Source organism: Petrotoga sp. 8T1HF07.NaAc.6.1, assembly GCF_016772115.1.
Taxonomy (GTDB): Bacteria; Thermotogota; Thermotogae; order Petrotogales; family Petrotogaceae; genus Petrotoga; species Petrotoga mobilis.
Genome location: NZ_AUPG01000006.1, coordinates 95,328 through 121,810, shown reverse-complemented (window position 1 = coordinate 121,810; position 26,483 = coordinate 95,328). Strand labels below are relative to the sequence as shown.

Annotated in this window: 20 protein-coding genes, 2 tRNA genes and 1 pseudogene; 17 read left to right on the top strand and 6 right to left on the bottom strand. The window is 34.0% G+C overall.

The genetic code is table 11. From position 1 onward, the window contains the following. The first annotated feature begins 226 nt into the window (after positions 1 to 226). From argJ to proB, 12 genes and pseudogenes are all read left to right on the top strand, one after another. The gene (gene argJ / locus NAAC61_RS05695; protein WP_369973685.1) at positions 227 to 1,423 is read left to right on the top strand and encodes a bifunctional glutamate N-acetyltransferase/amino-acid acetyltransferase ArgJ; all 1,197 of its coding nucleotides are present in this window, start codon (positions 227 to 229) and stop codon (positions 1,421 to 1,423) included. Then, positions 1,420 to 2,319 carry an acetylglutamate kinase gene (gene argB / locus NAAC61_RS05690; protein ID WP_012209487.1) on the top strand — a complete coding sequence of 300 codons (900 nt, stop codon included), beginning with the start codon at positions 1,420 to 1,422 and terminating at the stop codon, positions 2,317 to 2,319. The genes argJ and argB overlap by 4 nt, the downstream gene beginning before the upstream one ends. Next, positions 2,306 to 3,490, top strand: coding sequence for an acetylornithine transaminase (locus NAAC61_RS05685; RefSeq protein WP_103065471.1), 1,185 nt, complete (start codon positions 2,306 to 2,308; stop codon positions 3,488 to 3,490). Before argB ends, NAAC61_RS05685 begins: the two co-directional genes overlap by 14 nt. A gap of 1 nt (position 3,491) precedes the next feature. After that, positions 3,492 to 4,535 carry a glutamine-hydrolyzing carbamoyl-phosphate synthase small subunit gene (carA, locus tag NAAC61_RS05680; RefSeq protein ID WP_012209489.1) on the top strand — a complete coding sequence of 348 codons (1,044 nt, stop codon included), beginning with the start codon at positions 3,492 to 3,494 and terminating at the stop codon, positions 4,533 to 4,535. A gap of 25 nt (positions 4,536 to 4,560) precedes the next feature. After that, positions 4,561 to 9,051 (top strand): carbamoyl-phosphate synthase (glutamine-hydrolyzing) large subunit, encoded by a 4,491-nt coding sequence (gene carB, locus NAAC61_RS05675; RefSeq protein ID WP_237729786.1) that lies wholly within the window; start codon positions 4,561 to 4,563, stop codon positions 9,049 to 9,051. Next, positions 9,048 to 10,373 (top strand): argininosuccinate lyase, encoded by a 1,326-nt coding sequence (argH, locus tag NAAC61_RS05665; protein WP_103065473.1) that lies wholly within the window; start codon positions 9,048 to 9,050, stop codon positions 10,371 to 10,373. Before carB ends, argH begins: the two co-directional genes overlap by 4 nt. Then, positions 10,370 to 11,416: an N-acetyl-gamma-glutamyl-phosphate reductase gene (gene argC, locus NAAC61_RS05660; RefSeq protein WP_103065474.1), complete on the top strand. Its 1,047-nt coding sequence runs from the start codon at positions 10,370 to 10,372 to the stop codon at positions 11,414 to 11,416. Before argH ends, argC begins: the two co-directional genes overlap by 4 nt. 146 nt (positions 11,417 to 11,562) lie before the next feature. After that, positions 11,563 to 12,717: a homocitrate synthase gene (nifV, locus tag NAAC61_RS05655; RefSeq protein WP_103065475.1), complete on the top strand. Its 1,155-nt coding sequence runs from the start codon at positions 11,563 to 11,565 to the stop codon at positions 12,715 to 12,717. Continuing rightward, positions 12,692 to 13,951: a 3-isopropylmalate dehydratase large subunit gene (locus tag NAAC61_RS05650; protein ID WP_012209494.1), complete on the top strand. Its 1,260-nt coding sequence runs from the start codon at positions 12,692 to 12,694 to the stop codon at positions 13,949 to 13,951. The genes nifV and NAAC61_RS05650 overlap by 26 nt, the downstream gene beginning before the upstream one ends. A 30-nt stretch (positions 13,952 to 13,981) precedes the next feature. After that, a complete protein-coding gene (locus tag NAAC61_RS05645; RefSeq protein WP_103065476.1) occupies positions 13,982 to 14,485 on the top strand; it encodes a 3-isopropylmalate dehydratase small subunit in 504 nt (167 codons plus the stop codon). Positions 14,486 to 14,496: 11 nt separating this feature from the next. Next, on the top strand, positions 14,497 to 15,492 hold the full coding sequence (locus NAAC61_RS05640; RefSeq protein ID WP_103065477.1) for an isocitrate/isopropylmalate dehydrogenase family protein: 996 nt from the start codon (positions 14,497 to 14,499) through the stop codon (positions 15,490 to 15,492). Positions 15,493 to 15,499: 7 nt separating this feature from the next. Continuing rightward, a pseudogene (proB, locus tag NAAC61_RS11330) lies at positions 15,500 to 16,603 on the top strand (glutamate 5-kinase); the annotation flags it as partial. A gap of 13 nt (positions 16,604 to 16,616) precedes the next feature. Here the strand turns inward: proB and NAAC61_RS05630 are convergent. The 3 genes from NAAC61_RS05630 to tig form a co-directional block, all read right to left on the bottom strand. Beyond that, positions 16,617 to 16,693 (bottom strand) — tRNA-Cys (locus tag NAAC61_RS05630). 4 nt (positions 16,694 to 16,697) lie between these two features. Further along, a tRNA-Asp gene (locus tag NAAC61_RS05625) sits at positions 16,698 to 16,774 on the bottom strand. 46 nt (positions 16,775 to 16,820) lie between these two features. Then, positions 16,821 to 18,149: a trigger factor gene (tig, locus tag NAAC61_RS05620; protein WP_103065478.1), complete on the bottom strand. Its 1,329-nt coding sequence runs from the start codon at positions 18,147 to 18,149 to the stop codon at positions 16,821 to 16,823. A 214-nt stretch (positions 18,150 to 18,363) separates the two neighbouring features. Here tig and NAAC61_RS05615 point away from each other — a divergent pair, with 214 nt between their 5' ends. After that, a complete protein-coding gene (locus NAAC61_RS05615; RefSeq protein WP_202695476.1) occupies positions 18,364 to 19,080 on the top strand; it encodes a WecB/TagA/CpsF family glycosyltransferase in 717 nt (238 codons plus the stop codon). Here NAAC61_RS05615 and NAAC61_RS05610 read toward each other — a convergent pair whose 3' ends face one another. From NAAC61_RS05610 to NAAC61_RS05600, 3 genes are read right to left on the bottom strand one after another with little or no spacing between them, the layout of a single operon-like run. Continuing rightward, entirely contained in the window at positions 19,081 to 20,022 is a 942-nt protein-coding gene (locus tag NAAC61_RS05610) for a hypothetical protein (protein WP_103065480.1), read from the bottom strand. It lies immediately after the preceding gene. Positions 20,023 to 20,024: 2 nt separating this feature from the next. Next, the gene (locus tag NAAC61_RS05605; RefSeq protein ID WP_103065481.1) at positions 20,025 to 21,134 is read right to left on the bottom strand and encodes a DUF4097 family beta strand repeat-containing protein; all 1,110 of its coding nucleotides are present in this window, start codon (positions 21,132 to 21,134) and stop codon (positions 20,025 to 20,027) included. A gap of 16 nt (positions 21,135 to 21,150) precedes the next feature. Beyond that, positions 21,151 to 21,525 (bottom strand): DUF2089 domain-containing protein, encoded by a 375-nt coding sequence (locus NAAC61_RS05600; protein ID WP_012209502.1) that lies wholly within the window; start codon positions 21,523 to 21,525, stop codon positions 21,151 to 21,153. Between the two features lie 262 nt (positions 21,526 to 21,787). On the opposite strand from NAAC61_RS05600, the gene NAAC61_RS05595 reads away from it, so the two are divergent. Genes NAAC61_RS05595 through NAAC61_RS05580 form a run of 4 tightly spaced genes read left to right on the top strand, consistent with a single transcriptional unit; the run spans position 21,788 to position 26,483 of the window. Further along, positions 21,788 to 23,068: an alpha-amylase family glycosyl hydrolase gene (locus tag NAAC61_RS05595; RefSeq protein WP_103065482.1), complete on the top strand. Its 1,281-nt coding sequence runs from the start codon at positions 21,788 to 21,790 to the stop codon at positions 23,066 to 23,068. A 51-nt stretch (positions 23,069 to 23,119) separates the two neighbouring features. After that, a complete protein-coding gene (gene ftsY / locus NAAC61_RS05590) occupies positions 23,120 to 24,034 on the top strand; it encodes a signal recognition particle-docking protein FtsY (RefSeq protein ID WP_103065483.1) in 915 nt (304 codons plus the stop codon). After that, positions 24,031 to 24,693, top strand: coding sequence for a DUF2225 domain-containing protein (locus tag NAAC61_RS05585; RefSeq protein WP_202695475.1), 663 nt, complete (start codon positions 24,031 to 24,033; stop codon positions 24,691 to 24,693). The genes ftsY and NAAC61_RS05585 overlap by 4 nt, the downstream gene beginning before the upstream one ends. After that, positions 24,690 to 26,483, top strand: a complete 1,794-nt coding sequence (locus NAAC61_RS05580) for a LysM peptidoglycan-binding domain-containing protein (protein WP_202695474.1) — start codon at positions 24,690 to 24,692, stop codon at positions 26,481 to 26,483. Before NAAC61_RS05585 ends, NAAC61_RS05580 begins: the two co-directional genes overlap by 4 nt.

The following is a 26,483-nucleotide window of genomic DNA, read 5'->3' as shown; positions in this document are numbered from 1 at the left end:
ATAAATTTAAATAACAATAGGAGGCGCCCATGTAGCCGGTGGATCATAAGCACCGGTAATGGGTGCTTATGAGGTTGGGAGATGGTTACTCTCCTAATTGATTTTTAATCCATGCGGCTACATCTTTTAAGATGTAGCCGTTTTTTTTAGAGTTTCTAAAGACAGTAAGTTCAAAAGAATAGAGGGAGGTTAGTGTATGGAAAGTACGGAAATAATGCAAGAAGGTATTGTTTTACCATTGGGTTTTAAAGTCTGGGGAATTCACTGTGGAATCAAGAAGCTCAAAAAAGATTTAGGACTGATATACTCAGAAAAAAAGGCTAATGCCTCAGCCGTTTTTACCACGAATAAAGTTAAAGCGGCTCCAGTTATTTTGAGTATGGAGAACATTAAGGATAACGAAATACAAGCTGTTATTGTGAATAGTGGTAACGCAAACGCTTGCACTGGTGTAAAAGGATATTCAGATGCGATAAGCATGGCAGAAAAAACCGCTCAGATCTTAAATTTAAAGTCAGAAGATGTATTTGTAAGTTCAACAGGTGTTATAGGTGTTCCATTGCCAATTGAAAAAATTTTAAACGGCATAGAATCATTTGAAAAAAATATTGATTTAACAAATGATGATCTTTTAAGTTTCGCACAGGCGATAATGACTACAGATACCTTCCCAAAAATTAATTCTACACAAGTTGTGATTGGGGGTAAAAAGATAACATTAACCGGGGTTGCCAAAGGTTCAGGTATGATTCATCCCAATATGGCTACAATGTTGTCTTTCATCATGACAGATGCAAACATTTCTAAATCTGCTTTGAATAAGGCCTTAAAGCACTCTGTAGATAATTCTTTTAATTTAATAACGGTTGATGGTGACACAAGTACCAACGATACGGTGCTTATTCTGGCAAATAAGCAAGCAAAAAACGAAGAAATTACAGAAGATTCTTCTGAATACAATTTATTTCAAAAAGCTCTTTATGAAGTAGTTGAAAATTTAGCTAAAAAAATCGTTATGGATGGGGAAGGAGCTACTAAATTTTTCGAGGTACAAGTAAAAAATGCTAAGACGAAAGAAGATGCTAAATTGATCTCAAGGTCTATAGCCAAGTCTAATTTAGTCAAAACAGCAATTCATGGAGAGGATGCTAATTGGGGAAGAGTGCTGGCAGCCGCTGGTTATTCAGGTGGAAACTTTGATCCTGATAAGGTAGATGTCTGGTTTCAAAGTTGTGTGGGAAAGATTCAACTTTGTCAAGATGGTCATTTTATAGATTTTAACGAAGTTAAAGCAAAAGAAATTCTAGGTAAGAAAGAATTAAAAATTATTGTAGATTTAAAAGATGGTGAAGAGAGTGCTATTTCTTGGGGATGTGATCTTAGTTACAAATATGTAGAAATAAATGGAGGGTACAGAACATGATAAAAGTTGAAAAGTTCTCTGATGAGATATCTAAAGCGGAAGTTTTGGTTGAAGCATTACCCTACATAAAAAAATTTGCGGGAAGTATAGCTGTTATTAAGTTTGGTGGTAACGCTATGAAAGATCCACAAATTAAATCGATGGTCGCAGAAGATATCGTACTTATGAAATATGTTGGGCTAAATCCTGTTATCGTTCATGGTGGGGGACCAGATATCAATAAAATGCTTGCGAGTTTAAATATAGAAACAAAATTTGTAAATGGATTAAGGGTAACCGATGAAAAAGTTATGGAAATAGTAGAGATGGTGTTGGTTGGTAAGATAAATAAAGAGATTACATCGTTGATAAATAAAACTGGGGGAAAGGCTGTTGGATTAAGTGGGAAAGATGCAAATTTATTGTTGGCAGAAAAAGATTTGTCCCAAGGGGATTTGGGTTACGTTGGTAAGGTAGTGAATGTAAATAGGGAAGTAATTTTGAATTTAATTGAAAAAGATTATATCCCTGTCATCGCACCTTGTGCAATTGGAAGAGATTGGAAAACTTATAACGTTAATGCCGACATAGCGGCAGGTAAAATTGCTTCCTCTTTGAACGCGGATAAATTTGTTTTATTGACTGATGTGGAAGGCGTTTTAAAAAACAAAGAAGATGAAGAAAGTGTGATTTCAAGACTGTCATATCGAGAAGCAAAAGACTTATTGAATTCTCAATTTATCACTGGCGGTATGATTCCTAAGTTAAAATGTTGTATCCAAGCCTTAGAAGATGGAGTAAAAAGGGCACATATAATAGATGGAAGAATTCCCCATGCCTTACTTTTAGAAATCTACACAGACAAAGGTGTGGGAACAATGATAGCGAAGGAGGTATACGATAATGATAATCTCTGAAGATAAAAAGTATGTAATGAATACTTACTCAAGATTTCCAATAACTTTGGTACAAGGGAAAGGTACAAAGGTGTGGGATGAAAACGGTAAAGAATACTTAGATTTTGTTGCTGGGATCGCTGTCAATGTTTTGGGCCATTCTCACCCCGTAATTGTAGAAGCAGTGAAATCTCAAGTTGACAAATTAGTTCATGTTTCTAACCTCTATTGGAATGGTAATCAAGTACAGTTAGCCAAGATGATTTGTGAAAAATCTTTTGGGAAAAGTGCCTTTTTTTGCAACAGTGGAACAGAAGCGAACGAAGCTGCGATTAAGTTAGCAAGAAAATATGGAAACACTAAATACAATGGGCAAAGATACAAAATTATCACGGCAAAGAACTCATTTCATGGAAGAACCTACGGTGCATTGACGGCAACAGCCCAGCCAAAATATCACAAGAATTTCGAACCTCTATTGGAAGGATTTGAAAGCGTAGAGTACAACGATATAAATTCACTAAAGTCGGCTGTTGATAAAAATACATGTGCTGTAATGTTGGAGGTTATCCAAGGTGAAGGGGGAATAAACGAAGCAAAAAATGAATATCTTCAACAAGTTAGAAAACTTTGTGATGAGAACGACCTTCTTTTGATTTTTGACGAAGTCCAAACAGGGATAGGAAGAACTGGAAAACTTTTTGCCTATGAACATTCTGGAGTGGTACCCGATGTGATGACCCTTGCAAAAGCCTTAGGTGGTGGTTTCCCTATCGGTGTGCTTGTTGTGAATGAAAAAGCTGACGTATTTACACCAGGGGATCATGGATCAACATTTGGTGGGAACCCGTTAGCCTGTGCAGTTGGCATGGCTGTGATGAAAAACGTTGCACAAGAATCTTTTCTGAATATGGTGAAAGAAAATGGTGAATTTTTCAAAAATCAATTATTAGCAATGAAGGAAAAACATTCAATAATTGACAAAGTTAAGGGAAAAGGTTTGATGATCGGAGTCAAGTTAGACATAGAAGATGGCAGTGATATAGTAAAAAAAGCTATGGAAAAAGGACTTTTGATAAATCTTTTAAATCACAATGTTTTAAGATTCGTCCCTCCTCTTATAATCACAAAAGAAGAGATAGCCAAGGGTATGAATATTCTCGAAGAAGTTTTTTTAGAAATGGGGTATTAAGATGAAAGGATTTATAAAGTTAAATGATTCTACCATTTTTGAAGGAGAAATTATCAGTAAAAAAGATTTTGGACAAGGCGAAGTTGTCTTTAACACGTCTATGACTGGATACGAGGAATCAATAACGGATCCATCTTATGCAGGAGAAATACTGGTAATGACCTATCCATTGATAGGAAATTATGGTGTAAATTTAGAGAATTTACAGTCAAAAAGACCCCCCATCAAAGGTTTGATAGTTAAAGATTACTGTCAATTTCCCTCTCATCACACATCTCAGTATTCACTTTTAGATTATTTAGACCAACATGAAGTACCTATTTTAAGTAAAGTAGATACGAGGGCCCTTACGAAAAAGTTAAGAATAGAAGGTAGTATGAATGGTGTGATAACCACCGAGAAGGATTTTGAAGTTCCAACTTCTGATGAGAATTTACTTGATAGTGTTTCAACAAAGGAAATTTATAGAATTCAAGGGAACGGTCCAAAAGTAGCCCTGATAGATTTAGGAGTTAAGAAAAATATAGTGAACCAGCTCAAATCTGAAGGATACGATATTTATGTTTTTCCATATAACAGTACTAAAAATGATGTAGATAAGGTTCAACCAGATTTAGTATTATTCTCCAACGGTCCCGGTGATCCAAAAAAGGCAAAAGAAGCCATACTTTTAGCTAAAGAGTTTATAGGTGAGAAACCACTTTTTGGGATTTGTTTGGGTCATCAAATAATCTCTTTGGCGTTAGGTTTTAACACTGTAAAAATGAAATTTGGTCACCGAGGTACCAACCATCCTGTGATGAATTTGTTGAACAATAAATGTTATATCACTTCTCAAAACCACGGTTATATGGTTGAAAAAGAGTCAGTGAAAAACAAAGATGTAATAATTACCTACATCAATTTGAATGATCAAAGTATCGAGGGAATCATGCACAAAAAGTATCCCATTTTTACTGTCCAATTTCATCCAGAAGGTGGTCCTGGGGTTCACGATACAACTTTTATTTTTAGAAAAATCAAAGATTTAATCAATAGAAACTAAGAGCATACTTCCGGGGAGGTCAACAATGCCAAAAAAACGTGAAATAAAAAATGTTTTAGTTATAGGTTCTGGACCAATAATAATAGGTCAAGCAGCAGAATTCGATTATTCAGGAACCCAAGCTTGTAAATCTTTAAAAGAAGAAGGATGTAAAGTAATATTGGTAAACAACAATCCTGCAACTATTATGACTGATACAGAAATAGCAGATGTAGTTTATATGGAAAACCTTGAAATGGATACTTTAATTTCCATTATAGAAAAAGAAAAACCGGATGGGATTTTAGGAACACTTGGAGGACAAACAGCCTTAAATCTAATTATCCAATTAAAGGATAGTGGAATTATCGATAAATACGATATTCAAGAATTGGGAACATCGGTTGAATCCATAAAAATAGCAGAAAGTAGAGAATTATTTAAAAGAAAAATGCAAGAAATTGAAGAACCTATCGCTGAAAGCCTCACGGTGTCGACAGTATCCGAAGCCATAAATTTTGCTAACAAAGTTGGGTATCCTTTGATAATACGCCCAGCATACACTTTAGGAGGAACAGGTGGTGGATTTGCTTACAACGAAGAGGAGTTAATAGAATTTGTAGAGAATGGGTTGAAAAAGAGCATGATGAAAGAGGTCTTAATAGAAAGATCCTTATTGGGTTGGAAAGAGATCGAATACGAATTGGTTAGGGATTCTTTTGATAATTGCATCACCGTATGTAATATGGAAAATTTTGATCCTGTAGGAATTCACACCGGAGATAGTATAGTTGTTGCACCTTCTCAAACGTTGACAGATCAAGAACATCAAATGTTAAGGGACTCATCCATTAAGATAATAAAAGCTTTAAAGATAGAAGGTGCTTGCAATATTCAATTTGCCCTCAATCCTTATAACGAAGAATATCGAGTTATTGAAGTGAATCCTCGTTTGAGTAGATCCAGTGCCTTAGCGTCCAAAGCAACGGGGTATCCTATAGCAAAAATTGCTACAAAAATCGCAATAGGATTTTCTTTGGATGAGATAAAAAATCCCGTTACTGGAAAAACAACAGCTTTTTTTGAACCATCTTTAGATTATGTTGTCACAAAGATCCCCCGCTGGCCTTTTGATAAGTTTTATCAAGCTGATAAAAAGATAGGTACACAAATGAAATCCACTGGTGAAACGATGGCTATTGGACGTACCTTTGAAAGTTCTTTATTAAAGGCGGTACGCTCTCTTGATATGAAAATTAAAGGCTTGAGAATTAAAGAGGTTCAAAAAGAGAGCGATGAAGAATTAGTAGAACATTTACAAATTCCGAACGAAAAAAGATTGTTTCATATTGCCGAAGCACTTAGAAGAGGTTATAAGGTTTTTGATATTCATAGATTAACCTTCATAGACGAATGGTTTTTAGAAAAAATAAAAAACATCGTCGATTTTGAAAATACTATTAGATTCTCCCAATTGAATTACGACCTATTACTTGAAGCAAAGGGTCTTGGCTTTTCAGACCAAGAAATATCTGAATTAAACGGGTTACAAGAAGATCAAGTTAGAGAATTGAGAAAAACCTATGCTATTACTCCGTCATACAAAATGGTTGACACATGTGCAGCGGAGTTTGATTCAGTAACACAATATCTCTACTCAACTTATGGTGAAGAGGACGAAATAGAGGTTCACAAGGACATAAAAAAAGTCATAGTTATAGGTGGAGGACCGATAAGGATCGGACAAGGGGTGGAGTTTGATTATTGTACAGTTAAAGCTCTATGGGCATTAAAAGAAAAATGTATCAAATCAATCATCATAAACAACAATCCTGAAACCGTCAGTACAGATTTTGATACAGGTGATAGATTGTACTTCGAACCCCTTACTCAAGAAGATGTTTTGAATATCATAGAAAAAGAAGATCCAATGGGGACAATGGTCATGTTTGGAGGGCAAACAGCTTTAAATCTAGGTGAAGAACTTGAAAGACATGGAATCAAAATCTTGGGAACATCATATGAGCATATTGATTTGTGTGAAGATAGAAAAAGATTTTCACTGTTGCTAAAAGAGTTGGAGATCAATCAGCCTCGTGGTGGGTACGTTACTTCATTTGATGAAGCTAGAGAAATTGCTAAGCGTTTAGGGTTTCCTCTTTTAGTTAGACCCTCTTATGTGATTGGAGGACAATCTATTGAAAAGGTTAATTCCGAAGATGAATTATTCGAGTACTTATCACATGCTTTAGACTTATCACCCAATAGACCAGTTCTAATAGATGAATACATAGAAGGAGTAGAAGTTGAAGTTGATGCCGTCTCTGATGGAGAAAATGTATTAATTCCTGGAATAATGGAACATATTGAAAAAGCGGGAATTCATTCAGGTGACAGTTTTGCCGTATTTCCTGCCAAAACCTTGTCAGAATTAGAAGAGAAAGAAATTGTGAGATACGTTGAAAAAATATCCAAAGCGGTGAAAGTTAAGGGTTTAATAAACATTCAATTTATCGTGAAAGAGGGAAAAGTTTACGTTATTGAAGTGAATCCTAGGGCTTCAAGAACGGTTCCGATAATCAGTAAAGTAACAGGAATTCCAATGATAAAACTGGCAGTTGAAATTGCGTTAGGTAATAACTTGAAAGAACTTGGGTATTATGAACCTTTTTATCTAAAAATCCCATATACGGTGGTTAAAGCGCCAATATTTTCATTAGAAAAATTGCCAGGTGTTGAAGTTGCCTTAGGTGCAGAGATGAAATCTACAGGGGAAACTCTTGGCATCGATTTCGACTATCATAATGCGATGTATAAGGCTTTTAAAAGTGCTCATTTGGATGTTCCTTCTACGGGTAATGTACTATTATCATTTCCAGAAAAAGAAGTGAGTGGAAGTAAAAGTTTTGTTAAATATCTTCAAAGCTGTGGATACGAATTGTGGGGAACTACTGGGACAGCAGAAGCCTTCAAATTGATGGATATTACAATAAAAGAGATAGATCACCAAAAATCATTAGAGTTAGTAAAGAAAGGTTATTTTTCAATGGTTATTAATTTACCTACAAAAGGTAAAAACGTATCCAACTTTGGATTCAAATTAAGAAGAACGTCTTTAGAAAACGGCATTCCTCTATTTACAGCATTGGAAACAGCTCAAAAATCAATTGAAGCAACAAAGAATTGCAAAATCGGAAAAAATAATGTACAGTCCTTGAACGAATACGTAGGTTATTATCATAATCTACAAAAAAATTTTCAAATATCAAAAAGAGGTGATTTATTTATGAAAACCGGGGAAAAGGTAGTATTGGCATATTCAGGAGGGTTAGATACATCTGTAATCATACCATGGTTAAAAGAAAAGTATAATTGTGAAATTATTGCAGTATGTATTGATGTAGGTCAAGGAGAAGAAACACATGTTATCGAGAAAAAAGCTCTTTCAAGTGGTGCAAGTAAGGTTTACGTAGAAGATGTTGTGGAAGAATTTGTAACCGATTATATTTTTCCCACCTTAAAAGCTGGAGCAATCTACGAGGGTAAATACTTGTTGGGAACATCCTTTGCAAGACCTCTAATGGCAAAAAAACTAGTTGAGATTGCCCAAAAAGAAGGTGCAAATGTTATTGCTCATGGTTGTACGGGTAAAGGTAACGATCAAGTAAGATTTGAAGTATCTATTAAGGCATTAGATCCTTCTATAAAAATTATTGCTCCTTGGAGAATATGGGAAATTAAGTCTAGGGAGGAAGAAATTGCCTATGCCCAAAAGAAGGGAATTCCAATATCTATAACCAAAGAAAAAATATACAGTGTAGATAAAAATATATGGCATATAAGCCATGAAGGCGGAGATTTAGAGGATCCTTGGAATGAACCTAAAGCTGAGTTATTCGATATGGTTACTCCACCCGAAAAAGCCCCCGATGTTGCTGAATATGTAACCATAGAATTTGAAAAAGGGATTCCAGTGAAGATAAACGAAGAAGACCTTTCTCCCGTAGAGTTGATAAAGAAAGCCAATGAAATTGCATCAATAAATGGTGTGGGGATTGCAGATATCGTAGAAAATCGATTAGTTGGAATGAAATCAAGAGGTGTGTATGAAACTCCAGGTGGAACATTACTATATACTGCACACAAAGAACTGGAAAGCTTGGTACTTGACAAAGAAACGTCAAGATTCAAAGATTTAGTGGCACAAAAGTATGCGGATCTTGTTTATAATGGATTGTGGTTCTCTCAGTTGAAAGAAAGTTTAGATGCTTTTGTAGATGAAACACAGAAGGTGGTTACCGGTGTTGTGAAATTGAAACTTTACAAGGGAAATATTATAACTGCAGGATTAAGTTCACCATATTCCTTATACAACGAAGAGTTAGCTACATTTGGAGAAGATAAAATTTACGACCAAAAGGATGCAGAAGGTTTTATAAACTTGTTTGGACTACCTTTGAAGATGAGAGCTTATCAGATGAAGCATTTTGTTGAAAATCAAAAATACGACAAAACGACTGCAGGAGGAGAACAATGAAATTATGGGGAGGTCGGTTTAAAGAAAAAATTGCAGAAGACATGGAAATATTTAATTCGTCAATAAATGTTGATATCAGATTATTGCCCTACGATATAGAAGCGTCATTAGCCCATGCGGAAGGGTTGAAAAAGGCAAAAATTATTTCTGAAGAAGAGTTTGAACAAATTGAAAGGGCGTTAAGAGAAATAAAAGAAGAAAAATTTGAAGAGATTCCAAAGGTAGAAGATGTGCACACATTGGTAGAGCAAATATTGGTTGAAAAGATAGGGGATGTGGGCAAAAAGATTCATACAGCAAGAAGTAGGAACGATCAAATAGCAACAGATGAAAGGATGTACTTACGAAATGAAATATTCAAAATTATAGATTTATTAGAACAATTGAATGTCGTTTTAGTGGAACTTTCAAAAAAATACAAAAACAAAATTATGCCCGGTTACACACATATGCAAAGAGCTCAACCTATCACATTTTCTCATCATTTGTTGGCTTACGTGGAGATGTTTAAAAGGGATATAGAACGGTTGAAAGATTCTTTGAAAAGAGTGAATGTTTTGGTTTTAGGTTCAGGAGCTTTAGCTGGAACATCATACGATATAGATAGAATGTATGTGGCTTCATTGTTAGACTTTAAAGAGGTTTCACTAAACAGTATTGACGGAGTAAGCGATAGGGATTTCATCGTTGAATTTTTATCAATAGCTTCTTTGATAATGATGCATTTGAGTAGATTTTCTGAGGAGATAGTACTTTGGTCTAGCCAAGAGTTCAATTTTGTTGAACTGAGCGATGAATATTCGACTGGAAGTAGTATAATGCCACAAAAGAAAAATCCAGACTCTGCTGAATTAATCAGGGGTAAAACGGGTAGGGTATATGGAAATTTGCTTAGCCTTTTAACAACTATGAAAGGTTTACCCCTTGCGTATAACAAAGATATGCAAGAAGATAAAGAACCACTGTTTGATACAGTTGATACATTAAAAGTTTGTTTAAAGGTATTTATAGGTATGTTGAAAACGATGCGTGTGAACGAAGAAAAAATGGAAGAGGCTGTAAAATTTGGTTATCTCAATGCAACGGATTTGGCAGATTATTTGGTAAAAAAAGGGATCCCTTTTAGAACCGCTCACGATATAGTTGGAAAATTAGTTGCGTATGCTATAACAAAAAAGGTTCCATTAGAAGAGTTGAATATTTCAGAATTTAAAAATTTTTGTCAGTCGATAGATGAGGATGTATATGAAGCTTTAAATGTAAGAAATATTCTAAAAAGCCGTAAAACAATTGGGGCAGCCAGATGGGAGGAAGATGTATGAATGTAGGTATACTTGGGGCAACAGGATACACTGGTATTGAATTAATCAGAATTCTTTCAAAACACCCAAATGCTAAGATAACTTATCTGTCATCAAAACACTTTGAATCCCAATTAATTTCGGAAGTTTATCCAGGTCTCGACGGATTTTGTGATCTGATATTAGAGGGTGATGATTTTAAAAAAGCGGTTGTTACTTGCGATATTATATTTTCAACTTTACCTCACGAACTAACTTTCGAAATCGGTAAGATGGTAGTGGATGCAGGTAAGAGATTGATAGATCTAGGTTCAGCATTTCGTTTTGATGACTTTAATATTTTCAAAAATTGGTATGGTTCAAACGAAGACATAGAACAAATAGAATATGATAAATACAATAAAGTCTATGGATTAACAGAGTTATATAGGGAAAAGATTAAAAATGCACAAATTATCGGAAATCCCGGTTGTTATCCAACTAGTGTGATTTTGGCACTTGCCCCTGTTTTAAAAAATAGAGTTGTGACAGATAAAAACATAATTATTGACAGTAAATCTGGTGTATCGGGTGCAGGTCATGAACCTAAATTTAGTAACCTATATTCAGAATGTAATGAAAATACTAAACCGTATAACGTTGCTAAACATAGACATATTCCAGAAATAGAGCAAGAGCTATCAAAAATAATGGAACAAGAGGTGAAAGTTGTTTTCACTCCACATCTAGTTCCAATGACAAGGGGAATTTTAAGTACGATTTATTGTAATTTGAAATCAGATATAACCCTAAAAGAAGTCTACGATCTTTACCAAGAATTTTATAAAAACGATTATTTTATAAAAATTCTTAAACCTGGAAAGTATCCATCTACTAAAAGTGTTGCTGGCTCTAATTTCTGTCAAATAGGTTTTGAAATGGCCGAACATACAAATACTTTGATAATCATGTCTGTGATTGATAATTTAATGAAGGGAGCCAGTGGCCAGGCGGTACAAAATATGAATTTAATGTTTGGACTGCCTGAAAATAAAGGTCTTGACATAATAAGAATTTTTCCATGAACTTGATATTTTTTTGAAATTAATGTATAATTAAGAAAAATTTAAGGACCTTGATGTAAGTCTAGAGTTACAATAGACACTAAAATTGAAAGGAGGGAGGGTACGATTCTTCTAAATCTAAAGGAAAGAAGAACGTACAAAAGAACGTGAGTAACGTATATATAGTTGATACAACTTTAAGAGATGGCGAGCAAACTGCCGGGGTAGTATTTGCAAATGAAGAAAAGGTCCAAATAGCAAAGATGTTAGCAGAGTTAGGGGTTTATCAGATCGAAGCCGGGATTCCCACGATGGGTGGAGATGAAAAGGAAGCCATAAAAAAGATAAGTAAATTAGACTTAGGTGTATCAATTATGGGCTGGAATAGAGCAGTTATAAAGGATGTTGAAGAATCTATTGATTGTGGGGTTGATGCGGTTGCCATTTCTATTTCCACTTCAGATATTCACATCAAACATAAATTAAAGAAAGATAGGGATTGGGTATTAAAAAGCATGGTAGATGCCACAAAATTTGCCAAAAAACACAATTTGTACGTGTCTGTAAACGCTGAAGATGCCTCTAGAAGTGATATGGATTTTCTTATAAAGTTTGCCAAAGAGGCTAAAGAGGCAGGAGCGGATAGGTTAAGATACTGTGACACCGTTGGCATGATGGAACCATTTTCCATCTACGAACATATCAGAAGAATAATAGACGAAGTTGGTATAAATGTTGAAATGCATACTCACAACGATTTTGGCTTAGCTACAGCTAATACATTGGCAGGAATAAGAGCGGGTGCTAAGTACGCAGGTGTTACGGTAAATGGGTTAGGAGAAAGAGCAGGTAATGCAGCTTTAGAGGAAGTGGTGATGGCTCTTAAATACATTTACAAAAATGATTTGGGAATAAAAACTCACTTACTAAAAGAAGTTTGTGAATACGTTGCTAAGGCGTCAGGAAGAGTTCTTCCTTTATCAAAAACAATCGTAGGCCATAATGTTTTTGCTCACGAGTCTGGCATTCATACAGACGGTGTATTAAAGGACTCCAAAACATATGAATCCTTCACTCCTGAAGAAGTAGGATTACAAAGACAGATACTTATTGGAAAACATTCCGGGAGGAACGCTATTATTGCAAAATTCAAAGAATACGAAATAGATTTAACTCCTGAAGAAGGAGAAGAGATTTTAAAAAGGGTAAGATCCCTATCTGTTCAACTCAAAAGAAGCTTATTCGATAAAGAGTTAATCTATCTTTACAACGAAATGAGGGAGGAAAAGATAAAGGATGTCAACTTACAAAACAATATCTGAAAAGATATTCAGTGATCATTTGGGAAGAGATGTTGAAGCGGGGGAAATAGTCATAGTTGATGTTGATTTCATGATGGGGCAAGATGGAACCACTCCATTAGCTATTAAGACGTTTGAAAATGTTGGAGCTAAAAAGGTTGCCTACCCTGAAAAAGTAGCCTTTGTAATAGATCACAACGCTCCCAGTCCAAGTGAAAAGGTTTCTGCGTTACATAAATTGATGAGAGATTTTAGTAGCAATTACGGTACCAAGTTTTACGATATCGGTGAGGGCATATGTCATCAACTAATGCCCGAAAAAGGGCATGCCCTACCTGGACAGATCGTAATAGGGGCTGATTCTCACACGTGTACTTATGGTGCCCTTAATTGTTTCTCAACGGGTGTCGGTTCAACAGATTTGGCTATTGCTATGGCGAGTGGTAAGTTATGGTTTAAGGTACCACAAAGTATAAAAATTGTTTTAGAAGGTTCTCTTTCAAAAGGTATTTATTCTAAGGACGTTGCGTTGTATGTTATAAAGAATATGACCGCCAATGGAGCAACTTACAAGGCTGTAGAGTTTGAGGGCCCAGTTATTGATAATTTATCGGTTGAGGCAAGATTTACCATTTCTAATATGTCAGTGGAAATGGGAGCCAAAGTCGGTTTGATGAAACTTGATGAAAAAGCTGAAAATTGGATAAAAGAAAGAACTGATAAACCATTTAAAAGTTACGAATCAGACGAAGGTGCAAATTATGAAAAGATATACAAATTTGATGTCAGCGATTTGGAACCTCAAGTTGCCAAACCCCATGCCGTTGATAATGTTAGTCCAATTAGTGAAGTTGAAGGTATTCCTATACATCAAGGTTTGTTAGGTACGTGCACTAACGGAAGAATTGAAGATCTAAGAATAGCTGCGAATATCTTAAAAGGCAGAAAAATCCATAAGGGTGTTAGACTTATTGTGGCTCCTGCATCTAAAGATACTTTATTAAAAGCTATGAATGAGGGAATAATTCAAACTTTAATTCAAGCTGGAGCTACAGTAGTTGCCCCAGGCTGTGGGCCTTGTGTGGGTACACATAATGGAGTACCTTCAGATGGCGAGAATGTAATTTCTACAGCAAATAGAAACTTCAAAGGAAGAATGGGAAACAACAAAGCTTTCATCTATTTGGGATCACCTGCCACAGTGGCGGCTTCTTGTATTGAGGGAAAAATAGCGGATCCCCGAAAATATTTGTGAAAGTTAATTTTTAGAACGGGAGGATAAATAATGGAATTAAAAGGTTATTCTCATAAATTTGGTGATGATGTGAACACCGACTACATTATTTCTGGAAAATACAAATTCAATACCATCGATATGGATGAATTATCTGTTCATTTGATGGAGGATCTAAGGCCAAATTTTTATAATGAAATCAAAAAAGGTGATTTCATTGTTGCAGGAGAAAATTTTGGTTGTGGTTCTTCTAGGGAACAAGCTCCTTTAGTGATAAAACATGCTGGTATAAGTGCTGTTATAGCAACATCTTTCGCCCGAATATTTTATAGAAATTCCATAAATATTGGCTTACCTTTAGTTGAAGTTCCAACTGATAATATAGATGAAGGTGATTTATTGACTGTTGATCTAGAAAAAGGTGTAGTTAAGAATCTTACCAAAGATGAAATTTTGAAGATTAAATCTCTCCCCAAAGTGATGCTAAAGATTTTACAAAGTGGGGGTTTGGTTAATTATTACAAAAAATATGGTACTTTAGAATTAATGGAATAGTAGGTGATTTTATGTATACAGTTACTTTGATTCCAGGTGATGGAATAGGTCCAGAAATAACCTCTGTAGTGGTAGAGATTTTTGAACATTTGAAAGCTCCTATTAGTTGGGATTTAGTGGAAGCTGGAGAGAAGGTAATTGAAAAATATGGAACTCCACTGCCTGATTATGTGATCGATTCGATTAGGAAAAATAAAGTAGCCTTGAAAGGTCCTATAACTACGCCGATAGGCAAAGGATTTAGAAGTGTGAACGTTACACTAAGAGAACGGTTCAATTTATATGCAAATTTAAGGCCTGTTAAAAGTTTAGAGGGTCTCAATACTAAGTACAATAATGTCGATTTGGTTGTAGTGAGAGAAAATACCGAATGTTTGTATAAAGGGATTGAGTATAAGATTGACGATACAGCTTGTGCCGTCAGAGTTATAACAAAAAGCGCAAGTGAAAAGATCGCATATTTTGCATTTAATTATGCAAAGGAAAATAAAAGAAAGAAAGTCACAGCTGTTCATAAGGCTAACATTCTAAAGATTACAGATGGCTTATTTTTGGAAGCTATTAGAAAAGTAGCAAATGAATATCCTGAAATAGAGTACGAAGAAAAGATCATTGACAATATGTCAATGCAGTTGGTGTTGAATCCTGAAAAATTTGATGTAGTTGTAGCCCCAAATTTGTACGGAGATATCCTTTCCGATTTAGCTGCAGGTTTAATAGGAGGATTGGGTCTTGCTCCAGCTGCTAATATTGGTGAGGATACTGCTATCTTTGAGGCAGTCCATGGGAGTGCTCCGGATATAGCTAATAAAGGTATAGCAAACCCGATCGCCTTATTAAGCTCATCCATTATGTTGTTAGATTATTTAAAGCTGAACGAGTTAGCAAAAAAACTCGAAAACGCTATTTCCTCAACAGTTAAAGATATAGAGAGTTTAACCCCGGATTTAGGTGGAAAAGGTAACATAGAGTCCATAAAAAATAAAATTATTTCATTTTTGAATTGAATGGTTGGTGATTTTTTTGAAAAATACAATCAATAAGATAGTTATAAAGGTTGGTAGTAGCTCAATAGCCGATGAAAATGGAATAAATGTTGGTAAGATGAATAAAGTCGTTGAGCAAGTAACTGAATTAAAGTTTAAAAGAAAAAAAGATATAATTATTGTTTCATCAGGAGCTATAGCCGCTGGCAAAAGTGAGTTAGGTTACCGATATAAACCTTATTCTGTTACTGAAAAGCAGGCTTGTGCAGCAGTTGGTCAAGGTGTGTTGATCTCTAAATATCGTGATCTTTTTGCAGTTAAAAATATTAAAGTGGCTCAAATACTTTTAACGGCTGACGATTTTTCTAATCGTCAGCGTTATTTAAATGCATACAATACGATGAATGCACTTTTAGAAAATGATGTAGTACCTATTGTAAATGAAAACGATACAGTAACGACAGATGAAATTAAATTAGGAGATAATGATGTTTTGTCTGCTCAAGTTGCAAGCTTGTTGGAAGCGGACTTATTGATCATTCTCTCGGATATTCCAGGATTATTAAAAGATTTAGGGAACCCGAAATCGCTGATTAATATTGTTGAAGAAGTTACCCCCGAGCTTGAAAATCTTGCCAACGGAAAGAGTGGCAAACTTGGTACTGGAGGAATGAGTTCAAAATTAAAAGCAGCAAAGATTTCCAATGCTTCAGGAATACCTTTAACAATTCTCCCATCTTACGAAGAGGGTATCATCACAAAAGCTGTTGATAATATTGAAAATACGAAGTTCAACATCGGTACAACCTTTTTACCTAAAGATAAAAAGATGAGCAAAAGGAAAAGGTGGATTCAGTTCAGCTTAAAGCCAAAAGGAGAATTGATTGTGGATAATGGAGCTCGCGAGGCACTTTTAAAAGGAAAAAGTTTGTTAGCGGTAGGAATTGTAAGTTTAACAGGAAATTTTTCCATCGGAGATCTGGTGATAGTATCCAATAAAAAAGGAGAAAATATCGGAAGGGGTTTGGTAAACTATTCATCAAAGGAATTGAAAGAAATAATTGGTAAGAAAACCAATGAAATTCTTACGTTCAAAGACAACGTTGGTCCTGAAGAAGTAATACACAGGGATAATTTAGTTATAATGGAGGCAACGGAGGGATTTGAACCCTCGAATAACGGTTTTGCAGACCGCCGCCTTTGACCCCTTGGCTACGTTGCCAAATTGGCGGGGACGACGGGACTCGAACCCGCGGCCACCGGTGTGACAGACCGGCATGATAACCAACTTCACCACGTCCCCTTCAACTTCAAGTGTATTTTATCATATAATTCTTATTTTGTCTAGTCTATTCTTCGCTTGCTTCATCATCAGTGATGACTTCTTCTTTTTGTTCTTCGTTTGGGGTTACATTTTCACCTTCAAACTCTTCTTTTGATATTTCAACTATTTGTACTTTCTCTTTGATGAATTGGGCAACTTTTTCTCTTAATTTGTTCCACAGGATTTCATTTGATAGTTCGGGATTTGAGCTTATTATTTCCTGAGCGCGAGAGAAAGGTAAACCATACATAGTTGAGAAGTTCTTAATTTCTTGAGATAACTCCTCATTTCCTACTTTTATGTTGTTTTCTAAAGATATTTTTTCGATGACAACCATCTCTTTAATCCAATTTAAAGCACTCTTTTTGATTTCTTCTCTCAATTTATTTTCATCATTTTCAAATTTTTTTAAGTTTTCTTCGTATTTATCCTTGCTTTTTAGGTCGTTTATTGTCGAGTCAATATAATAATTTATGCTTTCTTCAGATATATCAATATCAACATAATTGGGTAACTCAGATAAGATATAGTTAATCACAAATTCATCCTGCCAATTTTTAACAGCTTCTTCTCCTTCTTTTTTCAGCATCTCTTTCAGGTCGTTCAATGTTTCTACTTCAATATTCAACTCTTTGGCGAAATTATCGTTCAATTCTGGAAGTCTTCTTGTATAAGCTTGTGCGATTCGCACTTTTTGAACCAATTTTTTGCCCTGGTCTTCTTTTTCTAATTCAAATTCGTCACCGGATTTTTTCCCGAGAAGGTTTTTAACCAGCTCTCTTTCGTCATTTTCTCTTACTACTATTTCTTCTTCTTCATTGGACTTGATTATTTCACCGTTTTCGTCTACTAAATCATAATTAATTCTTACATAATCTCCATATTGTATTGGTTCTTCTTTTGGATCTAATATTGCGTTGCTCTCCAGTAAATCATTCAATCTTCTTTGAACAAAGTCTTCAACCACTTCTTTAGATTCAGGGATTTTAACCGTTATATTTTCAAATTCTGTTTTTGTAATTTCAGGATAGGTGTGAAGTAAAACTTCAAATTCTATGTGTTCCTCATCTTGAGCTTTTGATTCAACAATAATTGGGAAGAGTAACTTTTCTTCTTCTCTGATTTTGTGATCTAGCTCATGTTCGGCTTCTTCTAACAACATATTATTGAAATCGGGACCTAAACGCAACTTAATAACCTGTTTGGGGACTTTACCCTTTCTAAATCCTTCAAAGGTGTAATGCTGGTTAATTTCTCGAACGATTTGATCTTCTATTTTTTCAATTTCATCTTTAGAAAATTTGATAAGGTATTTCTTAACATTTTTGTCTTGACTAAGTAAAGTTTTTTCCATGATTCTTCCTCCTAATTTTGAGAAGTTTTCATCAAAGTTCAAAGTATTATACAATGAAAGAGAGGGAATTTGGTTAATTAAACGTCAATTTTTGTTTTTATAGTGTAAACATTTTTCATAACTCAACTTTTTATTTGTATAATATTTTTTTGGAAATTCTAATTTATTTGTGATACAATATTTCGACTCGAAATAGTATTTAGAGGTGAAAGTATTGATTGGACAGTTCCTTTTGAAAGATATTCCAATGATTTATGGCAGTCAAAATGATATTTATTCTTTTATCGAAGACCAAATAGGAAAAGAGAAGCTTTGGATAGTTACTTTAAATGCGTTGATGTATATGGAATATTTAAAAGGTAACGATTATTCTAAAGCCATTAGTAAAGCATCTTTTTCTATTCCCGATGGAGTGGGGATTGTCAAATTACTCAAAAAGAAAGGAATTGAGACGGAAAGGTGTCCCGGTATAGATACAATGAAGTATTTGTTAGAATTGTCTCAAATAAGTAATTATAGAATATTTCTACTTGGCTCCGAAGAGGATGTAGTTAAACGAGCAGCGCAAACAATTGAGAAAATGTTCAATGTAAATATTGTTGGATTTCATCATGGATATTTTGATATAAATGCTGAAGGAGAGGTAGTTCAAAAAATTAATGATAGTAAAACAGATCTCCTTTTTGTAGGGATGGGAATTCCAAAACAGGAATCTTTTATTTTTCGAAACTATGAAACGTTAGAAGCAAAGCTAATGATGGGAGTTGGTGGTAGCTTTGACGTATTTGCTGGAATAACAAAAAGGGCTCCCCTTTTCTTTCAAAAACTTGGATTAGAATGGTTGTATAGAATGTTTGAAGAGCCCCATCGATTCAAAAAATTACCCGATCTATTTAAATTTTATATGAATTTGTATAGAAATAAAGATTAATTACATAAATTCAATATTTAAACGGGAAATTTCAGAAGCAATATTCAAATAACAAGTGTAAGATGCCTCCGAGAAATTATCAGAAATATAAGTTCCATCTTCTCTTTGATACATTCGCTCAACATTTTTGAAGTTCAAGTCCCCAACATGGTTTAATACTAAAGCGACATCCCCAGGTAATTTTATGTTTATCGCTGAAACTTCAGAGTCCACGTCGACTGTTGTATTATCTTTTTGAGAAGGTATTAAGGTGATCTTAGATGCAGTTGATTTGATTCTTACTTCTTGTGTTTTAATTTGTCTTAAATCAAAAAAAGCTACACTAACGTTCAATTTTGCGCGAAAATTGTAATTAATATTTTCGTTTAAATATACAGTTATCTTTGCCCGTTCAGGCACTTTTATGTTTGATACTTTCAACTTGTTCAAAATATTGACTTTAGAAGAGTCATATTCTTGTTTAAAAGAATATATATCATTATCAATTACAGCTTTTACTTTTACAGGTGTCTCTATCTTAGAAGAGTCAATAGTTACAGAGCTCCAGTCTACATCTGTTGATAAATCAAGTGTGTCACCTATAAATTTAGGAGGAAGATTTTCAGATATGATCGATTTGTTAATCTTTAAGTGGGGCTTTCTAATATGGAACAGCCCTTTAAATCCAGCAGCAATAATATAAGATGCGATCATCAATAGAACCAGTTCCCAAAAATTTAATGAAGTGGGGAACAAATCAAATGTGTCTAGCAACAGTATTATTCCAAATATTAGACTTCCTAAAGTTCCTAAATTTCTCTTTTTGAAAAAATTTAATCCGTATCCAAGAAAAATCAATGTAAAAAAGAATTCTAACAAGTTAAAACTAACAAAGAATTCGTTGAAAATAACTGATAAAACAATTAAAATACCTAATGCGACTAATATTATTCTTCCTAGCATTATTACTCCCCCCTGTCCTTTAAAAATTTTTCTGCAAGTTCTTCAGAGTAACCCAACTCTTTTAAAAGTTCTATTGCAAATGAACGTGATATTTTTCTCTCTTTTAATAAGGACAAAATCTTTTTTTCTTCAATAGTTAAGAATTCATCGTCTTGCGAAACATCTTCACCTTTTTCTTCTTCCTGCCAATCTATGCTTTTCCCCTGAATTTCTACTCCTCTAATACTAATATCTCCTGTCAGCACATTAATTTTTAAAACTCTTTTCTTTGGCATAGTAGAAGAATCATTATTTTGAACTAAATCGACGTTTGATCTTATAGATGATGAAAATCTGTGTATTGGAGCTTCTAAATAAATTTTCTCTTTTCCTTGAACTATTAGATCTATGTCACCGGAAGCAGTGTTTACGGTACAGTAAAAATCTTTATCTAGGGAATCTACGGAGATATCACCGCTCGCTGATTTAAAATTTGCTACTTTCACGATTGAATTTTTTATTGAGACATCACCGGAAGCCATACTTAACTTAAGATTTTCAATTTTAGAGTTTTGAATTAGAACATCGCCACTAGCCATGCTAAAATCACCATATGATATGTTTAGGTTGTGAATTTCAAAATCTCCCGAAGCTCCTTTTAAAATTAATTCATCCATCTCACTGTTACTTAAGTCGATACTTACATCCCCAGACCCGGTATCCACCCTTAAAGATTTCAAAGTTTTAGTTTGATTAGATCCTCTAATATCCACATCTCCTGATCGAGTTTTGATCGTTAAATAGTATAAGTTGGTAGAATCCAAGTCTGTTTCTATATCAGCTGAGGATAAGTCTAACGATATATTGTTAACTTGATCTCCTATGTACAAATTAATAGGTACTTCATGGAACATTCTAGAGAAAGAAAAGAACTTTGATAAGAAATCACCTTTTTCATAATCTATATCGATTGATACACTTGTACGATCTGATCCCCAGCTAGTTTCTACGTTGATGTCTTGATCTGCGTATTCGAGATATGTTGTTTCACCGTGGCAAATTTTTATTCTTCCATGAAAGTTTCGTGCCTTTATTTTTATCACTTTTACAACATTCAAATCAATCTTTTGCATTAAAAATCACTCCTTTTTATTTTTTGTACTTTTTTAATAATTCTTTTGCTTCTTCAGGGGTAATTTCTCCTTTTTCAATTTTTTCAAGAATTTCAAGTGTTTTTTCTCTACTTTCAATGTTTTCAGACTCGTATCCCATCGCTGTGGCGACTTCTTCTAATCTTGCTTTTGCCGTAGGATAAGAGATTCCAAGCTCTTTTTGTAATTCCGATAAATTTCCTCTAACCTTGATAAAAATCTTCAAAAAATTTAATTGTTGGTTTGTTAATTGAGCAAATTCCTCTAATTCAAAGTTACCAGTTATTTCAGTTCCACATTCTTCACATCGATATTTTACGATATTTAACTTCCCTCCACAAACAGGGCATTTGGATAAGCGGTATTTAGGCATATTAGGACCTCCTATTATTTTTTATGTTTTTTTATGATATTTTGATAGTCTTTCTCGTTATTTTGAAAAAATTATAACATAAAACTTTAAAATTGTCAACTTTTAATAAAAAAATTTTTATTTTCTAAATAAAAAAATTAAACTTAATGGTTTCTAATATAAATTTTAAAAAAAGGGATAGGTATTTGATATAATCGATGATATAATACTTATTAGAATAATCGGGATTCAAAGAAAAATTTCACTTCGAGGAGGTCCAATCGTGGCAATAGATTCACCAAGTTGGTTAAAAAGTTCTATAATTTATGAAGTTTTTGTTAGAAATTATGGAAATGCTGGAACCTTCAACGATATATATAACGATATTGAACGCATTAAGGCTTTGGGAGCAGATATACTTTGGTTTATGCCTTTTTATCCCATCGGAAAAGTTGGTAGAAAAGGTACACATGGGAGTCCCTATTCAATAAAAGATTACGAAGAAATATCGAAAGAAATTGGTAATAAGAGGGATTTTAAAAGATTAATAGACAAAGCACATGATAACGGATTAAAAATAATGATCGATATTGTTTTCAATCACACCGCTATTGATTCGAAACTAGCTGAAACACATCCTGAATGGTTTATGAAAGATCAAAACGGAAAATTAACTAGAAAGGTAGAAGATTGGAACGACGTTTACGATTTGGATTATGATAATTTAGATTTATGGGATTATCTAATAAATGTTTTAGATGGTTGGATTGATCTTGGTGTAGATGCTTTTAGATGTGATGTCGCTTCGCTAGTGCCTTTAGAGTTTTGGAAAAAATCTAGAGAACTGTTGAACCAAAAAAAGGAAATTATCTGGTTGGCTGAAACACTTGACCCGAAATTTATTCATGATCTCAGAACTAAAGGGTACGATGTTCACTCGGACTCTGAGGTATATCAAGCTTTTGACCTTACATACGATTACGATGGCTTCTATTATCTAAGGAGCTATTTTTCTGGAGAGAAAGATTTGAAGCATTTTTTTGAACATGTTTTTTTGCAGGAAACTATATTCCCAAAAAATTCTCTTAAGTTGCGTTTTTTAGAAAATCATGATAATCCTAGAATAGCATCCGTTTTAGAGGGAAAAAATAAGATTAAAAATTGGACTGTTTTATATAATCTTTTGCCAGGGGCATCTTTAATATATGCAGGCCAAGAATTAATGATGGAAAAACTGCCTAACCTTTTTGAGAAAGATTCAATCAAATGGGACAAAGGTGATTATGAATTTTTAAGTTTTTTCAAAAAAATCATTAAATTGACTAAAGAGATTAAATCTACTTGTAATCAATTCTCTCTTTGCGAGTTATCTGAGGGTATAATAATGATAAAATGGAATGGAGAAGAGGAGGAATACATTACCATTTTGAATTTGGAAGATAGACACGGAAAAATACCAGTAGATTTTAATTTATATGGAACAGACCTTATAACGAATGAAACTGTTTCAATACAAAACTACTTTGTGATCAGCAAGTTACCTATGATTATAAAAGTCAGGTAAAACAGCTAATAATTCAAATAAACCTTTGATTGATTTAATGGAGGTAGATGAATGGGAATTTTTGAAAAGTTCAAAAATGGTTTAAGTAAGGCGAGAAATACCGTATTTAAAAATATCAAAACTATTTTTTCCGGTAAAGTTCTCGACGATGATGTTTTGGAAGAATTGGAAGAGATTTTAATAATGTCTGATATGGGTGTTGACGTCTCTCATAAAATTTTGGAAGAGTTAAAAAGTAGGTATAAAAGTAATAACTCTCACAATGACCCGCTATTATTATTGAGGGATATTCTAGTGGAAAATTTACAGAAAGACGAAGTAGTTAGTGATTTTCAACAAAAACCCTATGTAATACTCATTGTTGGAGTAAACGGTAGCGGTAAAACGACAACTGCTGCCAAATTAGCAAAGATGTATTCTAAACAAGGTAAAGAAGTTGTTTTAGCTGCTGCAGACACATTTAGGGCAGCAGCAATCGAACAACTCAAAGAGTGGGGTAATAGGTTAAATACCACCGTGATAGCTCACCAAAAAGGTTCAGATGCCGCCGCTGTTGTGTATGACGCAATAACACATGCAAAGTCAAGAGGCAAAGATGTCGTGTTAGTAGACACCGCTGGGCGTTTACATACAAAAAGCAATTTAATGGATGAATTGAAAAAAATAAGGCGTGTGGTTGAAAGAGAAGTCCCAGGAGCTCCGCATGAAACTCTGTTAGTTCTAGATGGAACGACTGGTCAAAACGGGATTTCACAGGCTAAGGCTTTTAAGGAGGCTATAGACATAACGGGTATAGTCGTAACTAAATTAGATGGAACCGCCAAAGGGGGAATAGCTTTCGCTATAAACCATGAACTCAATATCCCAATAAAATTGGTGGGATTTGGAGAAAAAGAAGACGATTTACAAATTTTCGATCCGGTTTCTTATTGCAATGCTTTATTAGGGGTTGACGAAGTAATATGAAAGATTTTATTAGAGATTTTGCAGTCTGCCCAATATGTCAAAAAGAATTTTCTTTTGATAAAGTGGCCTCTACATCTATAAAGGTAAGTTCTTACGATCTCGATTTAAAACCTGAATATAGAGATGTTAATGTATCTCTGTATTCTTTGATTACCTGTCCCGATTGTAACTTTACTTTTCAAGAAAAAGATAAAGATTATATATATGAGTACTTAAATTCTCAAAATATTGAACAGGTAAAGTTGTTTTTGAGTAAGATAAATAAATTATCTCTTCCTGAAGTAGATAATTCTTCTTCAAAGTCTCACGAGTTTTATGCAACTCAACTTATGATAGCAGCCAATATTTACGCAATTTTGGGACTACCCAGTGAAGTAGTAAAAATTTTAATAAAATTCGCTTGGTATTATCGTGAACAAAATGAAGAAGAAAAGGAGTTAGGAATACTTTACTATTGTGGAAAGATAATTGAAAAGAACTATGAAACATTTTCAGAAGAAGATTATATATTTTCTTTGTTCTATCTGGGATATATAAACTATAGATTAAATAATAGAAAAGAAGCGGCGAATTTGTTTGATTATTTGTTGAAAAATTATAATAATCCTACAAATCCGTATTTAAAAGCTGCGAAATTTCTAAGGGGTGAACTAAAGTGAGGAAATTTTTTGGGATTTTTCTAATAGGTTTGGTATTTTTTCTATCGGGATGTACGGTTTTTCAACCTGCCTCTCAAGAAATTACTTTGCCAAGCGAAGACTTAGTGGCAATTCAAAATCAGTTGGATACTTTAAACGAGCGTTTAACTCAAATGGAAGAAAAATTTAATACTTTATCTGACGAAATTTATCAAATTTCAAAGAATAACATTTATGCTTTTGATATGACAAAAAGCTTAAAAGATCAGTACACCAATATCGATAGCCGAGTGGTAACCTTGGAAAATTATCTATACGAAGGGCGAAGCTCTGAATCTATTGATAAACTTTTAGATTTGGATCAAAGAGTTCAAAGCTTAGAGAATCAAATTAACAATCTCTCTCTACAAAAGGTAAATAATTTTACAAACACTGATTTGAATCAAAGAGTATCTCAATTGGAAATTCAGATTTCAGAATTACAAAATGTTGTGAATAATATTCCTAAGAATGACCAAACAATCCTCTTAGATACGGTGAGTTCACTAACGGAAAAGGTTAATAATTTGGAGAAAAGTTTTCAAAACTCTGAATTTTACTTTTTGGAAAATGGAAATATAAAAGAACTTGTGCAACAAGAGGTAGATAAACTCAATTTAGAAAAATATGTTGAAAATATAGTTGATTATAAAACTGAAGAGACCGTTTCAAAATTTTATTATCAAAATCAGAGCGAAGATATACTGAATATTAAATCTTTAGAAAATACAGTTGCTTCTTTAGATAAGGAAGTTGAAAATTTAAAATATGACCTTCAGAAGGTTATTACTCAACCATCAAATTCATTAAACGAAAAATATCTTGGTCAAATACAAAATATTGAATTGAAGATAGATGAACTTTATAGATCTGTGGGGGATGCAGAAGTAAGTTATTTGTTTGAGAATTCAAACGAAGTAAGGTATCAAGTGAAATCAGGGGATACTCTAATTAGTATTTCAAACGCATTTAAATTAGGAAATAATGGTGTTCAAATTATCCTGCAAGCCAACAATTTACAATCCACAAATATTAAAGTAGGACAAGAATTAATTATACCAGTGAACAATATTGAAGAGTATATTAGATGGCCATTTTCTAAAACATCACTCTCCGAGTATGAAAAAATTGTTGTACGTTTTGGAGAAAGGAATGCTGCAGGAATTTCTAGTGGGATAGGAGTTTTGGTTCAAACCGAACAAGTTTATCCAGTTCTACCTGGTAGGGTAATTGAGACCGGAAAGTTAGCAAATAACAATTGGTATATAAAAATCGATCACGGAAATGCTATTATAAGCGTCATAGGGAATATAAAAACACCATATGTTGATGAAGGTAAATGGGTTGATTCTAATACTTCGTTAGGAATTGCTAACGCAGGGAGTATTGTAACAGTTGAATTGTGGAAGAATGGTGAACCTAGAGACCCATTGAAACTTTTCTACGACATGATTGGAGAATTCCAGGCAACGTACTACACAGAATGGGATGACAAACTTGTCTATTCTCCAACTTTTAGGCTAACAAAGTCTGGAGAAAAACCAACATCGTATAAAACAATTGCAGCAGATCCTGATGTCTTGCCTTTAGGAACCATAGTTTATATACCTGAATTATCGGATCTTCCCAATAACGGTTATTTTGAGGTTCAAGATACGGGAGCTAAAGTATTGGGTAATAAAATTGATATATATGTAAACGATGTGAGATTAGCTAATAATAGTTTACAGAATCTAACTATATATGTAGTTGGTAGAAAATCAAATGTATAA

Bases quoted from the DNA above. Each gene is read 5' to 3' on its own strand.
- tig (WP_103065478.1), bottom strand. From the start codon at position 18,149: ATGGAAAAAACTTTACTTAGTCAAGACAAAAATGTTAAGAAATACCTT.
- ftsY (WP_103065483.1), top strand. From the start codon at position 23,120: ATGGGAATTTTTGAAAAGTTCAAAAATGGTTTAAGTAAGGCGAGAAAT.
- carA (WP_012209489.1), top strand. From the start codon at position 3,492: ATGAAAGGATTTATAAAGTTAAATGATTCTACCATTTTTGAAGGAGAA.
- argB (WP_012209487.1), top strand. From the start codon at position 1,420: ATGATAAAAGTTGAAAAGTTCTCTGATGAGATATCTAAAGCGGAAGTT.
- NAAC61_RS05685 (WP_103065471.1), top strand. From the start codon at position 2,306: ATGATAATCTCTGAAGATAAAAAGTATGTAATGAATACTTACTCAAGA.
- NAAC61_RS05600 (WP_012209502.1), bottom strand. From the start codon at position 21,525: ATGCCTAAATACCGCTTATCCAAATGCCCTGTTTGTGGAGGGAAGTTA.
- NAAC61_RS05610 (WP_103065480.1), bottom strand. From the start codon at position 20,022: ATGCTAGGAAGAATAATATTAGTCGCATTAGGTATTTTAATTGTTTTA.
- argH (WP_103065473.1), top strand. From the start codon at position 9,048: ATGAAATTATGGGGAGGTCGGTTTAAAGAAAAAATTGCAGAAGACATG.
- NAAC61_RS05650 (WP_012209494.1), top strand. From the start codon at position 12,692: ATGTCAACTTACAAAACAATATCTGAAAAGATATTCAGTGATCATTTG.
- argC (WP_103065474.1), top strand. From the start codon at position 10,370: ATGAATGTAGGTATACTTGGGGCAACAGGATACACTGGTATTGAATTA.
- carB (WP_237729786.1), top strand. From the start codon at position 4,561: ATGCCAAAAAAACGTGAAATAAAAAATGTTTTAGTTATAGGTTCTGGA.
- NAAC61_RS05585 (WP_202695475.1), top strand. From the start codon at position 24,031: ATGAAAGATTTTATTAGAGATTTTGCAGTCTGCCCAATATGTCAAAAA.
- NAAC61_RS05645 (WP_103065476.1), top strand. From the start codon at position 13,982: ATGGAATTAAAAGGTTATTCTCATAAATTTGGTGATGATGTGAACACC.
- NAAC61_RS05640 (WP_103065477.1), top strand. From the start codon at position 14,497: ATGTATACAGTTACTTTGATTCCAGGTGATGGAATAGGTCCAGAAATA.
- NAAC61_RS05605 (WP_103065481.1), bottom strand. From the start codon at position 21,134: ATGCAAAAGATTGATTTGAATGTTGTAAAAGTGATAAAAATAAAGGCA.